Here is a 15,487-nt window from a genome sequence, read left to right as displayed (position 1 = left end):
ACAACAAAAGACGGCTCCCGGCTACATACCGGGGCCGTCTTTTGTTTTTTTAGGCCTGCTTTAGTGCAACAGCCCCTTTTATGACATCTAAATTGTTTCCAAACTCAAAAGTGGCCTTTCATCAACTTTGTTTGCTCCTTTACGGTTCATTAGTCTCCAGGGGGGACAGGTGCCTAGTCCCCGCTACAATCTATCAATCACACTTTTTGAAACTCCTGTAATTCTTGCTAATTGTCTTATCGTAATGCCTTCTATTTTTTCCGCCTTACGTATTACTTCATCACGCTGTTCTTTATTTAGCTGTTGTAATTGACTAATGCTTGTAATTCTCATTTCACTTAAATAATCCATTACAGCTTTGTCTGATACAGCTACTTTTTCTGTATAGTCTAAACATTTATCACTATTGTTCTCACTGTTATAATCCTTAAATAATTCTACAGCTTTTGTTCTATCATTTGAAAAAATATCTAAGGCCAAATCTATATCTATAGTACCGGAATTCCCGATATAACCTTGATAACTGCTCCATAAATACTTACTTATATTTTTTGTAATTCCCGCTTTTAGCGGGTTTTGGTGGATATATCGCAAAACTACAAGAAAATACTCTTCTGTTTCTACTGCTTCACTTTTAAATCGTTCTTGAAACAAATGTCCACATCGCTCATATTTTTGATTGAACCAATACACATAACTGCTGCTAATTCGCTTTATTAATTCAGATATCGATTCATTCTTCTCTTTTATTAATAAATGTATGTGATTATCCATCAAACAATAGCCATATAACAAATAGCCGCTCTTCCTTCTGTAATATTTGAGCGTCTCCAAAAATCTTTTCTTATCCTCTTCGTCTTCAAATATATTTTGCTTATTTATTCCCCTTAGCATGAGATGATATATTCCACTTTCACTTTTCTCTCTAGCTTGTCTTGGCATTAAATCACCTCGAAACTAGTATAGCTTTTAGTTCCGGGACAAGCAACCTGTCCCCGTGTCCCTTCTCCCCGTGTCCCTTCCATGTCCCTTCCCGGCAATGGTTATGGGGGTATGTGTCCGTTTTGTGGTAGTAATGAGTCTAAGTCATTTTGATTGACCAGAATTGATTTTATTAGGTAATATTATCCAATTATTATTTGTTCACCAGACGACACCTGAGATGAAAAGAGAGGTCAGCGGATTTTTTACGTCCACTGACCTTGATGTTTTATACAATTCTACTTTTCATTTCACACAGCCTGCCATCCCCTTGTCATTGTATAAGATTTGAAAATGCTCATAAAATAATATTTATTGACCCTGTTCTTTTTTTACTTTTTCATACCACTCAGGATCTAATATCTCTAAACCTAATACTTTATATCCACTTAATTCTTCGTCCGTCGGCTTATATGGCTTTATCATCTTCATAAATTCTGCGAATGATTTTGCAACAAGATACATATTATCGGTTGTTATTTCTTCTCCATATAAGCACTCTTCTTCATGGTCCCATAGATAAAGAAACCCATATGTATCATCATCAGTAAGGTTCACACATATAACATTGCCACCTTCCAAATTGGCTATTGGAATGCATTGAGGAGGAATGCGCCTTTTTAAAATATTGTAATTCCACATGAGATCACAATAATTCTCTAGATTGGACCCGAAAAATGTCGAAATTGAAATCGATTCTATTTTAGCTCCTCTCAATTCAACAATATTAGATTCAGGCCTACCTCCGTTATAGACCTTTAAAAACTCTATATATTCTTTTGGCAGTTTAAGTCCAGTATTTCTCTCTAACAGTTCAATAATATCTTTGTCATAAGCAACCTTGCTTTTTCTTATTTCAATCATAAACTATCCTCCTTGTAATATTCCTATTATAATATTACCACAGATGATCGCATGAGAGTTTCCAGAAAAATCATCTACTACTATTTGCATAACGATTTTGCGACAATACTTGCCTTATTCACAAGGAAATTTTGCATGAAAGATCACCTAAACGCTATAGTTCCTGAGTTTCTTTAAAAAAGTGAGTTATATTTCATAACCAGCAATAATTCTTCCATTGCGAAGCAAAGCGGCTCCACCTGTATGACGCACCGCTTGATGCAAAGTCGTAGGAACTAAGAGCATTGTTTGTCCATCTTCAACATGGTGCCAAGTATAACCAGCTGGTGTTTCGCTAAATCCAACTGCTTTATTTGCTAAAGCAAAGTCACTTGTCGTGCCAGTCATTCCTTCCACTGGTAGTTTCAACTTTGCATAAGGCGTTAAATCAGGAAACCCTTCTTTTGTAAACCTCACACCATTTGGATATGCAACAGCCAACTCACCTTCAAATTGATAAACTTGCCCTGCATATTTTTTATTTATAATTCGAATTCCCTGATACGCGTTAGCAACTTCCTCAGAACTAAATACCTTCTGCAAATTACCTAGTCCAGAACCAACTACATCCCCCGTCTTAATTGCCACTCCAACAATTGGTCCAGCAAACTCCAATGCCATTTGATCTGCACCAACTGCAGCTAGATTTTCTGGTATTCCGTTTTCAATCATCAGCTGATATTGGGAATTTCTATACGTCGTAATCGGTTCTAGCCATCCCTGACCAAGAAACTTTGCACCTAGCAGTAATTTATCAGTAAGAGTTTGTGCATTATAATAATCGTTAAGTGTCTTCTGCCTTTCAGGAGAAAGTCCATCATACCGAGAATCAAAAAAGCTTTTGGTATCTCTATTCTCTAGAACAAATTCCTCTCCAAGATCAGATATACCCCATATCTCATATTGTTTTCTTATTTTTTCAAATATAGCTTCTCTTTCTGTATCCGTCTTTGCATTATCGAATTCAATTGACCACTGCTTAATTACTGCATCTCTGTCCTTACTAATTTTGCCCCATTTTTCTAGTACGGCTGCTCTTTCTTCATCTGTTTTACATTTTCTGAGTTCATCTTCCATTTCCTTTGCTTCTTTATGCGATAAAATATTATTCTTCGTCGCACTCGCTGCTACACTAGCACCAGCAGATGCATTACCACCAACTATTTTAGCTGCAACTCCACCTACAAGAGCACTCGCTAATTGGTGAAGACCAGTATCCTTGATCTTCGATAATCCTTTCTGTACCGCTTCATTTACTCCTGCACCTACCACTCCTGATGTAAAGCCATTTCCACCAAGGAGGGACGTGGGGACAAAGGAGGGACGTGGGGACAGGAAGGAGGGACGTGGGGACAGGTACCTAGTCCCCGCTACAATCTATCAATCACACTTTTTGAAACTCCTGTAATTCTTGCTAATTGTCTTATCGTAATGCCTTCTATTTTTTTCGCCTTACGTATTATTTCATCATGCTGTTCTTTATTTAGCTGTTGTAATTGACTAATGCTTGTAATTCCCATTTCCCTTAAATAATCCATTACAGCTTTGTCTGATACAGCTACTTTTTCTGTATAGTCTAAGCATTTATCACTATTGTTCTCATTGTTATAATCCTTAAATAATTCTACAGCTTTTGTTCTATCATTTGAAAAAATATCTAAGGCCAAATCTATATCTATATTACCGGAATTCCCGATATAACCTTGATAACTGCTCCATAAATACTTACTTATATTTTTTGTAATTCCCGCTTTTAGCGGGTTTTGGTGGATATATCGCAAAACTGCAAGAAAATACTCTTCTGTTTCTACTGCTTCACTTTTAAATCGTTCTTGAAACAAATGTCCACATCGCTCATATTTTTGATTGTACCAATACACATAACTGCTGCTAATTCGCTTTATTAATTCAGATATCGATTCATTCTTCTCTTTTATTAATAAATGTATGTGATTATCCATCAAACAATAGCCATATAACAAATAGCCGCTCTTCCTTCTGTAATATTTGAGCGTCTCCAAAAATCTTTTCTTATCCTCTTCGTCTTCAAATATATTTTGCTTATTTATTCCCCTTAGCATTAGATGATATATTCCACTTTCACTTTTCTCTCTAGCTCGTCTTGGCATTAAATCACCTCAAAACTAGTATAGCATTCTTTTAGTTCCGGGACAAGAAACCTGTCCCCTTGTCCCATCCTTGTTTGTTCACTAGACGACACCTAAGATGAAAAGAGAGGTCAGCGGATTTGTCCGCTAGCCTCTCTTTGCTTAATTACAACCAATATTTAATCTATTACTGTTATTTAATTTTGCCAATTCTTTAAGAGTCATTTTTTTATGACAACTATCGCATTCATAATAAATTTTCATATTATATTGTTTCCCATAAGAAAAATAATGCCCATGTTCGAGAAATTTTTCTCCCTCAAACGAAGTCCTTTGTATACGTTTCATCTTACATTTACAATATGGACATACTTTTTTCTTAAAAAACAATGCATAAATCTCTTGGAAATCCAATTCCATATGATAGCTTCGGCTCAATGGCAAACCATATATACATAAATACAAAATAATTCCCCAACAAGGAGCAAAAATGCAGAGACCTATTCTCATTGCGTTAAAATTGTTGTAAATAAAATATTGCATCATTGCCAATGAAGTTCCTATAACCGCAATAATCCCGAATATTGCAATCATCAGCATTCTCATTTTACGTCGCTGCTCACTTTCACCTTTCATTTTCTTGTCCCCCCTATTCCTGATAAAACAATATTCAGATTATCAAAATGGCAACTACATTATAAATGTCTGAATATTAGTATCTAGACCAATGGATTCTATATTTTTAGAAATTTCCTTCCTCCTAAAATTAGAACTATTAAAATCAATAATGAGATAACACCCGATCGTAACATTTCCCAGTCTCGTCCCAAAACAAACGATACTATAATCATAAGAATGCAAATAGTACAAAAGAACAAAATAAACCATGTTAACATTTTACTAAATTTATCTTTAATCATGCCTTTCCTCCAGAGGGACGCGGGGACAGGTACCTAGTCCCCGCTACAATCTATCAATCACACTTTTTGAAACTCCTGAATTCTTGCTAATTGTCTTATCGTAATGCCTTCTATTTTTTTCGCCTTACGTATTACTTCATCACGCTGTTCTTTATTTTGCTGTTGTAATTGACTAATGCTTGTAATTCCCATTTCCCTTAAATAATCCATTACAGCTTTGTCTGATACAGCTACTTTTTCTGTATAGTCTAAGCATTTATCACTATTGTTCTCATTGTTATAATCCTTAAATAATTCTACAGCTTTTGTTCTATCATTTGAAAAAATATCTAAGGCCAAATCTATATCTATATTACCGGAATTCCCGATATAACCTTGATAACTGCTCCATAAATACTTACTTATATTTTTTGTAATTCCCGCTTTTAGCGGGTTTTGGTGGATATATCGCAAAACTGCAAGAAAATACTCTTCTGTTTCTACTGCTTCACTTTTAAATCGTTCTTGAAACAAATGTCCACATCGCTCATATTTTTGATTGTACCAATACACATAACTGCTGCTAATTCGCTTTATTAATTCAGATATCGATTCATTCTTCTCTTTTATTAATAAATGTATGTGATTATCCATCAAACAATAGCCATATAACAAATAGCCGCTCTTCCTTCTGTAATATTTGAGCGTCTCCAAAAATCTTTTCTTATCCTCTTCGTCTTCAAATATATTTTGCTTATTTATTCCCCTTAGCATTAGATGATATATTCCACTTTCACTTTTCTCTCTAGCTTGTCTTGGCATTAAATCACCTCGAAACTAGTATAGCATTCTTTTAGTTCCGGGACAAATAACCTGTCCCCTTGTCCCTCCCTGATTGCGGTTGTCCGCCTTGATCACGCCGAAATTAAACCTAACCCTTCTTTGAATTATAATTGGTAGGGGTTCATTTTTTATTACCATTATAAGCGGCGTTATCACATTGAGATAAAATCAATTTATCTCAATGTGATAACGCCGCTATTGTTGGGACAAGCAACCTGTCCCCGTGTCCCCTTCTGTCCCCGTGTCCCCTTCCTTCGTCCCCTCGTCCTATTTTATTAACTAACTATTTAGGTGAATTACCTAATTCAAGAAGCTTAATTTTTTTCCTACACCTATCACATTCATAGTAAATCTTCACACGATATTTATTTCCATATGCACCAAAATCACCATCATAACCTTCACTAATAAATGACTTTTTCATTACTCGCCTAATTTTACAATTACAGTATGGACATTGCTTTTTCTTAAATAATAAAATATAGAATTCTTTTAAAGAGAGATCGATATTGTAAGATGCAGCAAACGGTTTTCCTTCCCTATGAAATTTTCTTATCAAAAAAAAAGCAAAAATAGTACTCAATGCTAAAAACAACGAAACTGTCATAATTATTATGCCACCAACTTCGTTTTGACCATAAGCATTTATGCCATTTATAAAGACAGCAAGTGCTACAAAACCCAATATCGAAAAACAATACATCTCAAAAAATAAGCGTGTCCGTTTCATTTTATTTTCTCCCCATATAATAGTTCAAAATAACCCTGCCTTATGGGCTTTTTCCCAGACGTTTGACAAGCAACATTATTATTAGAAAAAATATACCACCACAAACACCTCCAATAAAAATATCCCATTTTTCCCACCATATTAATGAAAAAAAGGCTGAAAGAAATGCTAAACATATAAATAAGGAAAACAAATAGATCAGAAATTTATAAAACATTTTTTCCTCCCATATCAATCTATAAACATTTTAAAAAGCTAGATGTATTTGTCATTACTAAAATGAGATTAATGCCTTACACGCATATTAGTATATTAAACCTCTGATATGCGTGCAGGCTATTAATCATAAGATCAATGTTAAAAGCAATTATTTAGAGGAATCCACTACCTTTTCATTTTTCTTTACCTCTACAGTAACCTCTCCTCCGACAACCCCAGGACTCCATCCTGCGCCGAATTTAACGCTCGTAGGTGTTAGCTTAAATTCCGCTTTATAGCCTATAGTAAAAACCGATCCCCCTGGTGATACTACAAGACTGTAATCACCAACATTAAATTCAAAATTAGCTTTAGCTTTTGCTAATCCAAATTCAGCCTTGCTTGATAGAGAAATTCCATCAGTAGTATTAGCTTTTATGTTAAAGACATTAGCTCCAGCAAATCCAGCTGTTATATTTGCATTTTCACTACCACCTAAATTATTTTGACCAATTTGTCCTGATGTCGTTTGAAATTGAAACACTGAGCCATATCCACCCAGATTTGCTTGTAAGCCGTTTTTAGAACTATAATTTGCCCCTGCTGATACTTCACCTATACCTAAACTTATTTTGGAATTATCATTAATAGGAATTGTTTTCAAAGCTCCTTTTAAGCTTCCATTATTATCAGTAGAATTGTTTGCCTCAATTGTACTTTCAGTGGAAGGTTGTGAAGTTATGCTAGGAGTTACAGCTACATTTTGATTAGGCAAATAATAATCTTGGAAAGTACCATCTGCATGCCATTCTCTTACATTCTTAGTGCCATCTGGACTAGCAACAACTTGAGCCCCTGCTGCTATTAACTCATTTGCTTTTTGAACATTAGGATCTGTCGGTGGTGTTTGATTTTGAATCCGATCTGCAATGTTTCCTGGAATTGGATCAGCCTTATAATTATTGTTATCGTTATCAAGTTTTACATTAAACGGATTATTGATATTTGAAACATTGTTGCTATCAAGTTGATTTTTATAATAAGCATATGAGTTGTTTGTGCCATAAATGTTGGAACTTAAATCTTGCAATGAATAGTTCAATCCATTATTGGTGTTATCTGTAATCCACTTTAATTGAGATAATAAGGCTGGTTCTATTATTTCAGGGTCTGATAGATTACCTTGTCTAGCATTCTGCTCCACGTTAAATTGACTCATCGCCGCATAATAGGCAACTATATTAGCTTTCTCTTCATCAGTCTTAGCCTCACTCAAGGCTTTAGCAAATGCCATTTGCTGATCGTGATTCAAGAAGTTATTCTTTGTAGCACTTGCTGCTACACTAGCACCTACCGATGCGCTACCACCAACTATTTTTGCTGCAACTCCACCTATAAGAGCACTAGCTAATTGGTGAAAACCAGGATCTTTGATATTCGATAATTCTTTCTGTACTGCTTCATTTACTCCTGCACCTACCGCTCCTGATGTAAAGCCATTTCCGCCAAGATCCGATATGATGCCACCAGCTACTGCGTGAAGTAGAATTTTATTTGATCCACCTTCATCCCATGAAGCTGCTCTTGCCATAGCTTCTTTGTATTCTGCAGTTCCTTCTTTATAATTAGACGCATCTTTAAGTGCTTTTTTGTATTGACTTAATGCTAAATCACCAATTGCCTCAAATGCTACTTCACCAAATACCTTAGATAATTCCTGTTTTTCTTGAACAGTTTTCTTATCAAAGATTTTATCTAACGCATTTAATGCTCCAGTAGTATCACGACTGAGGGTAGATAGATCTTGATTTGGATTACTACGTACTTCGATCGTTCCAGTAGCAATAGCTGATTTTGTTGTACTATCAGCATCACCACTTACTGACATACCTGGAACAGGAGTAACGGGTATCTTACCTTTCGTATCTAAACTAACGCCTGTACTACTTGCGCTGTACTCCGCCTTATTTTGAATATCCGAGTAAGTAAGAGTATCCGTGCTAATCTTGTTTTTATCTGGGGTAGCCTCACTGGCAATGACCGCACCCTTCAGGTCAGTGTTTTTACCTACAGTGATATCAAAGCCACCCTTGCCAGCAAAAATACCTGCTTGATTAGTAACACTGGCGTAAGTAGAGTCGGTTTTACCTTTGCTGATGGAACCTGTCACGCCGCCTGAGGCTACTTTATTGCTTGCAACTTGTCCTGTACTAAATCCAATGCCACTACTTTGATTCTTCGCGTTGTAATCATCAGTATCCTGCTGACTGGCGATGTTAAGATTGCCACCGACGTCGATCACAACTTTCTCGCCTTTGACCTGGGAACCGATAATGTTCGTATCATTACCAGACTTCAGCGTAGCGATGCCGCTGGCCTTGATTATACTTTCCGCATAGGTGCCGATTGTTTCATTTTCTTTTCCTTTACTGGAGCTGGCACTGCCGGTGAAGCCACCAAAAGAACCTGATAGCCCGAAAGAAGCTCCTATCGCCCCGGAGGATGAGTTGGTTTTGCTAGTAGTTTGCTCTTTGTTTTGAGCCGACTCGATGTTGAGGTCTTTCTTCGCATCTAAAGTGACATCAGTCGCATTGATGTTCACAGCCTTTAGGTTCACATTCCCTGTGGTAGCTTTGATAGTGACATTGCCGCCTGCGGTAATGTTAGACATGTTAACTGTTTCCACATGTGTATTCTGCTCAGAAGTTATTTTAGTGCTGCCGATGCTGACGTTGATGGAAAAGCCATCTGCCGGATTCCCTTTGAGCTTGTTTCCGAGAGTTTTTAGATCCTTTAATGCCTTGGTTTCATAGAGGACTTTGAGGCGTTCATCTTTGACCTCGCCTGCCTGTTCCAAGTTGCCTGCTAAATCGGATACGGTATTCACTACCCCGCCGCCCAAGGATACAGTCAAGCCGCTTTGCTTGAATTCGTATTTGTATTGACTATCGTAGGTATTGATGGTGTTGTCTATGGTAACGTCTTTGCCGGTAATGTTGGTGTCCTTGCCGCTGATAAAAGTAGTACCTGCACTATCTACTATCTTACCTGCCGTAATGGAAATATTACCATTGATTGATCCTATGGTACTGCCGATCTCACCTAGGACTTGTTCATTAAGTGTTGACGTTTTGCTTTGCGTGCCGATGGTGAATCCAAGGCCGCCGCCACTGAATAAACCGGATTTCTTGGTGCGAGAATAATGTTCTTCTTTTCCGGTTTCCTGTGCGGAAACTATATTGACATCGTTAGCCGCTTCTAGATTGACATCATTGGTAGCAACAAGGTTGCTCCCTTTAATACTTAGGTCTTGTCCCGAAATAATCTCGACCGAGCCACCAGAAATGGTACTGCCTTTAACCTCGTTGACCAAAGAATAGTCTCTTGTATCTTTGGTTTTCGAGGATAAGAATCCACTTTTTTTCTTATGGGTTTGCACTAGCGACTCATGTTTCTCGGTTAGTTCCTGAACGGTTACATCCTTATCTGCGTCAATACTAATCTTGCCGTCGGCGCTATAGATAGTGCTGCCTGCGATAGTGATATTGCCACTGCTATTACTATTTTTGGTGTTAACCGCCATAAGGTTGACATTGCCGCCTGCCTTCAGGGTGCTGCCAATAACTGTTTCATCGTCGGTGCTGGTTCTCTTCCAGTTTTTGCTTGTGCCTACCTTTTTATCAAGTATCTCTTCATCTTTGACCGCGGTAATATTAATATTGCCGGATAAGGATTTAAGTGTAAGGTTCTGCCCTGCATCTACCTGAACACTAGTTAGATTGGCATCCTGCTGGCTTATCATCGTTATATTGCCGCCGGCTTTTATGCTGCTAGTTATATTGGTAGTTGTATCTTTTAGATAATCTTTAGCGGTAGTACGGTCATTTGTGGCAACAGCACTGATATTTATGTTGCGGCCAGCATCAAGCGTTATATTTTCTCCTGCCGCTAAATTCCCGCCGGTGATGATTACATCCCGTTTCGCGTCAAGGGCTAAATTCCCGGTAGCACTAATTTCTGCAGTTTGCCCAGCCATTGTTCTGATGTTATTTGCGTAATTTAAATTTTCCCCAGTTTTGGCTACATAGGTGGTCGTCTCATTCTTAATATCACGACCAGCAACAAGTTTGACTGATCCGCCAGTTATTTTGCTGTTCTGATTGAGTATATCCTGATCGGTTGTAATCTGGACATTATCCGCGGTGATTATCGCCCCATTTGACCGCAGACTGTTGGTTTGATTGGGAGCAAGGTAGACTACCGGCACAAGTACTTTTTGACCCTGAACCTCTTGCTCCACCATCCATACCATATTGGAAGTGAGCTGTGCCATCTGTGCAGCCGTTAGTGCTACACCTAGCTGCAGGTTGAACTGCTTAGCATAGGTCGTACCGTTATTCATCAGTGCTTTGTATTCATCCTCGGCAGAAGAATAATCACTGAGTAACTGTTTCCCTGTCAACTGACTAATTTGATCGCGGATCAGTTTCTGCTGGTAGAATCCATCACCGATCTGCTTCATTGTTTTTGCCGGATCTAACCCCAGCCGTTGCAACATATAGTCACTGGTAATAAAGTTATTATAATTGGTAAATCGGGAATCAGTTTCTACTAAATAGCGACTACTCGGTTCTGTGTGGATAGTATAGAGGCCATTGGAGGGTAGGGTAATATTCATGCTCTCTTTGTTCGGTACAACAGATACATTGCTATGTTGTCCGGATTCTCCTACCGTGGCCTGCTTCTCTACCGGCTTACTGCTTGGGCTCACTTGCGTTGTACTGCCGCTCTGTCCCAAGCCGGTACTGTTTTGTATTGTGGCATTTTCTCCTGATTCTGCTTGAATATTGGAAAGCTTGCTATGTTGTCCGGATTCTCCAACCATCGCCTGCTTCTCTACCGGCGTACTACTAGGGCTCACTTTCGTTGTACCCACGCCGCTCTGTCCCAAGCCGGTACTGTTTTGTATTGTGGCATTTTCTCCTGATTCTGCTTGAATATTGGAGAGCTTGCTATGTTGTCCGGATTCTCCTACCGTGGCCTGCTTCTCTACCGGCGTACTGCTTGGGTTCACTTTCGTTGTACTGCCGCTCTGTCCCAAGCCGGTACTGCTTTGTATTGTGGCATTTTCTCCTGATTCTGCTTGAATATTAGAGAGCTTGCTATGTTGTCCGGATTCTCCTACCGTGGCCTGCTTCTCTACCGGCGTACTGCTTGGGCTCATTTTCGTTGTACCCCCACCGCTCTGTCCCAAGCCGGTACTGCTTTGTATTGTGGTATTTTCTCCTGATTCTGCTTGAATATTAGAGAGCTTGCTATGACCGGATTCTCCTACCGTAGCCTGCTTCTCTACCGGCGTACTGCTTGGGTTCACTTGCGTTGTACTGCCGCTCTGTCCCAGGCCGGTACTGCTTTGTATTGCGGCATTTTTCCCTGATTCTGCTTGAATATTGGAGAGCTTGCTATGTTGCCCGGATTCTCCTACCGCCGCCTGTTTCTCTACCGGCGTACTGCTTGGGCTTACTTTCGTTGTACCCTCACCATTCTGTCCCAAACCGGTGCTGTTTTGTATTTTGGCATTTTTCCCTGATTCTGCTTGAATATTGGAGAGCTTGCTATGTTGTCCCGATTCTCCTACCGCCGCCTGTTTCTCTACCGGCGTACTGCTTGGGTTCACTTGCGTTGTACCCCCGCTCTGTCCCAAGCCGGTACTGTTTTGTATTATGGCATTTTTCCCTGATTCTGCCTGAATATTGGAGAGCTTGCTATGTTGTCCCGATTCTCCTACCATGGCCTGCTTCTCTACCGGCGTACTGCTTGGGCTCACTTTACTGCCGTTCTGTCCCAAGGTTATACTGCCTTGTAGAGTTGTATTTCCTAATACGGTTTGGATTTGCGATACATTTGACTGTTGGGTAGATTTTAAGGTAGAGAAATTGCCCCCGGTAACGTTTGTGGGGTTCTTCGTGATGTTATTTACATTTGGAGCTTGAATAATTACTGCTTGTCCACCGCCAAAAATGGCTGTGTAGCCGGGAAGTTGTTCGTAGGTTGTTTGGTCATAAAATCTTCCAGGTTTATAGAAACATTTACCATCATCATTTTCATCAAAAAATCTTCCAGGTTTATAACTATAGCTATTTCCATCACTTTCATCATAATAGTCACCACGATCATCGTAACCACGGTCATAGTGACCATATTTGACTTGACTATTTGCCAAATGACGCGTAGTTATTCTTACCCGTCCCTGTGAGATATTATTAATCGTTCCACTAGCAGCAAGTGTACCGACAGCCACAACTGAGCTGTTACTATTGTTCACAGTGTCGGCTTGCAGAGATATATTCCCAACTGCTGATATTTTCCCCTCTGGAGAATCCTGAATAATACTAGTTTCAATAACGGTTTGCCCTAACATCCATGTGGCATTGGTCATGATATCCCAATACTTTTCACCAGAAATTAGAATTGCAGTACTTGGATCAATAACATCTTTATAAAACGTTACCAAATCTTCGCCCTCATGATTACCATGTCTCACCCATATATTAACAAATTCGGAATATGTTTCATTAGAAACCACAGTTTCCCCAACCTCAAGTACCCTCTTTTTATTCGTAATATCCTTCGCATAGATAGCAATATTCCCATCAGCCTCAATCGTTGCCGACTGATTAAGCACCGATCCGGCCTTATCCACCGGATTCCCACTAGCATCGCGTTTATCGCTGCCCGCAATTGTGATGTTACCCATGCTATAGATATTCGCACCATCTTTATTTTCCACTGAACCGGTAGCGATAAGATTCATGTCTCTTGTAGTAGCCAGAATCGCCGAATCGCCTGTATTTTTTATGGTATTGGCCTGTACAGTCAGACTATCGGTTATTACAGTACCGGTATTGTCGACGTTCTGTCCTTTTACCACTGTCGAGTTTGCATCAAGTCTGCCACGGTTAGTAACATCGCCTATTGCCAAGACCTTTAACAAGTTTCCGGCAGACATCGTAGCACCTGCATTATTATTGATACTAGCAGCATTCAAACTGGTATTTCGTACAGAAGTAATTGTGCCATCATTCGTGACCGTGCCATTGGCTGTTATATTCACATCGCGATTTGCCTGAATCTGGCTGGTGGCTTCTTGAATATAGTCACTGTTTATGGTAAGGTTCACATCCTGACCGGCAGTTATCTTACGGTTGACTCCGCTCAGGTTTTTGGTAGTGAGATTAACATCCATATTGGCGGTGAGGTTACCGTTGGTGTTATTTATCACGCCTGCCTGCACGGTAAGCGTCCCAGTGACACTAATGGTTCCACTGGAGTTATTTAGCGTAGAATTACCTTGGTTTAGATTCATATTCTGCTGAGCCAGTAATTTGCCGCCGGTATTATCAAGTCCCTGACTCGCATTAACCGTAAGTGTTCCCTGGGCTAAGACCTGTCCGCTCTGATTGACTATACTTGCGGCTGTTACATTGGCATCGCCGTTACCACCAATAAGACCGTTGGTGTTTTGAATTACTTGGTCAACGGTGACTATTGCACCACTATTATCAAGGCTTAGTATACTACCGTTTTGGTTATCAAGTGCTTGAGCTTTAAATAGCAAGCCTTTACTGGCCTGGATTGATCCCTGTTTGTTGTTGATAGTACCTTGAGAAGTAACGTTAACGACGTCACCTGAAAGAAACCCTTGACTATTAGTTATCGAGGCCGCTTTTACAGCAAGCTGTTTCTGGGATACGATTGAACCTTTAGTATTATCAATGGCATCGGTCTGAATATTTATCTGGCCGTTACTGGCAATATTCCCTGAGTTATTATTCAAACCCTCTGTGACGGTTATATCCAATATACCTATACCGGCGTGTTGAATTTGACCGCTGCTATTAGTTAGCGATTTACTTTGCAAGGTCAACATATCTCCATTGCTGGCAATAGTACCATCCGTGTTGTCGATGCTGCCTGTTGCCTTTAAACTAGAAGCATCGACGAATCCCGAATGTTTGATGCTGCCACCCTTGTTGCTGATGGTATTGGCCGTAATCGACACGTTATCAGCAACAATCTGACCTTTGTTACCCTTTGCGTCTGAATTATTCTTCACAGCGCCAACGGCTTTTACTGTTAAGGCACCGCCAACTTGCATAGTGCCACCTGTATTGTTAACATCGCCACTGGTAGCTGTAATGTCAGCTTTATTGCCTGCGTACGTTCTACTCCCGGTAAGATCCACAGCAGTACCGGTGATAGCGAGGCCGCCGCCAGCCAGTGTTTGCCCTTGGCTGGTAACAGCGTCGGTGGCGGTGATTGTAAGCTTGCCGGAATCGCCAATACTGCCATCACTATTGATCCCTGCGCCAAGAGCTCCGGTAGAGGACACGATCTGGGCCGATATGATTGTATTTTTTGCAGAAGCAAACACACCGCTATTGGTAAGTGTATCAGCATTATATAGCTGCGCATTTCCCTGGGCATAGATTGTCCCTTGATTGAGCAAAGTGCCACTGACATCAAGGTTCATATCACTTGTACTGTTAATCGCACCTTTATTAGTCAGGCTATTGGTCTGCACTTTCAATGTACTACCAGTCACCGTGCCGGTGCTATTTACATTTTGGGCATTTACCAAAACGTCATTGCCATCTATCTGACCGTTGTTATTTACCTTGCCGGTTGTCGTAATCGTTAACGTATTTCCGGACGCAAGGACGGCGCTTGTGTCATTCGTAATATTGCTGCCTGTTAGATTGGCGTTTCTGACGGCAATCATATTTCCCTGGTTTGTGACTGTGCCGCCTGCATTGACGTTCATG

Annotated in this window: 8 protein-coding genes; all 8 read right to left on the bottom strand. The window is 39.7% G+C overall.

Going from position 1 to position 15,487, the window contains the following annotated elements:
- Positions 1 to 183: 183 nt before the first annotated feature.
- Positions 184 to 942, bottom strand: coding sequence for a transposase (locus SALPA_RS21600; protein WP_145098816.1), 759 nt, complete (start codon positions 940 to 942; stop codon positions 184 to 186).
- A gap of 351 nt (positions 943 to 1,293) precedes the next feature.
- On the bottom strand, positions 1,294 to 1,845 hold the full coding sequence (locus SALPA_RS21595; protein WP_145098813.1) for an SMI1/KNR4 family protein: 552 nt from the start codon (positions 1,843 to 1,845) through the stop codon (positions 1,294 to 1,296).
- Between the two features lie 186 nt (positions 1,846 to 2,031).
- On the bottom strand, positions 2,032 to 3,156 hold the full coding sequence (locus SALPA_RS21590; protein WP_222428081.1) for an HNH endonuclease: 1,125 nt from the start codon (positions 3,154 to 3,156) through the stop codon (positions 2,032 to 2,034).
- Positions 3,157 to 3,254: 98 nt separating this feature from the next.
- Positions 3,255 to 4,013: a transposase gene (locus SALPA_RS21585; protein ID WP_145098810.1), complete on the bottom strand. Its 759-nt coding sequence runs from the start codon at positions 4,011 to 4,013 to the stop codon at positions 3,255 to 3,257.
- 141 nt (positions 4,014 to 4,154) lie between these two features.
- Positions 4,155 to 4,628, bottom strand: coding sequence for a hypothetical protein (locus SALPA_RS21580; protein ID WP_145098807.1), 474 nt, complete (start codon positions 4,626 to 4,628; stop codon positions 4,155 to 4,157).
- Between the two features lie 341 nt (positions 4,629 to 4,969).
- Positions 4,970 to 5,713, bottom strand: coding sequence for a transposase (locus tag SALPA_RS21575; RefSeq protein WP_186451169.1), 744 nt, complete (start codon positions 5,711 to 5,713; stop codon positions 4,970 to 4,972).
- 304 nt (positions 5,714 to 6,017) lie between these two features.
- On the bottom strand, positions 6,018 to 6,464 hold the full coding sequence (locus SALPA_RS21570) for a hypothetical protein (RefSeq protein ID WP_145098804.1): 447 nt from the start codon (positions 6,462 to 6,464) through the stop codon (positions 6,018 to 6,020).
- Positions 6,465 to 6,831: 367 nt separating this feature from the next.
- A complete protein-coding gene (locus SALPA_RS29195; RefSeq protein ID WP_186451168.1) occupies positions 6,832 to 15,486 on the bottom strand; it encodes a hemagglutinin repeat-containing protein in 8,655 nt (2,884 codons plus the stop codon).
- Position 15,487 lies beyond the last annotated feature (1 nt).

Source organism: Sporomusa sp. KB1 (assembly GCF_007830295.1).
Lineage (GTDB): Bacteria > Bacillota > Negativicutes > Sporomusales > Sporomusaceae > Sporomusa.
Note: the sequence above shows the minus strand (reverse complement) of the source record. Positions and strands in the feature narration are given on the sequence as shown.

Coding starts and splice junctions, on each gene's coding strand:
- SALPA_RS21600 (WP_145098816.1), bottom strand. CDS start 942: ATGCCAAGACAAGCTAGAGAGAAAAGTGAAAGTGGAATATATCATCTC.
- SALPA_RS21595 (WP_145098813.1), bottom strand. CDS start 1,845: ATGATTGAAATAAGAAAAAGCAAGGTTGCTTATGACAAAGATATTATT.
- SALPA_RS21585 (WP_145098810.1), bottom strand. CDS start 4,013: ATGCCAAGACGAGCTAGAGAGAAAAGTGAAAGTGGAATATATCATCTA.
- SALPA_RS21580 (WP_145098807.1), bottom strand. CDS start 4,628: ATGAAAGGTGAAAGTGAGCAGCGACGTAAAATGAGAATGCTGATGATT.
- SALPA_RS21575 (WP_186451169.1), bottom strand. CDS start 5,713: ATGCCAAGACAAGCTAGAGAGAAAAGTGAAAGTGGAATATATCATCTA.
- SALPA_RS21570 (WP_145098804.1), bottom strand. CDS start 6,464: ATGAAACGGACACGCTTATTTTTTGAGATGTATTGTTTTTCGATATTG.
- SALPA_RS29195 (WP_186451168.1), bottom strand. CDS start 15,486: ATGAACGTCAATGCAGGCGGCACAGTCACAAACCAGGGAAATATGATT.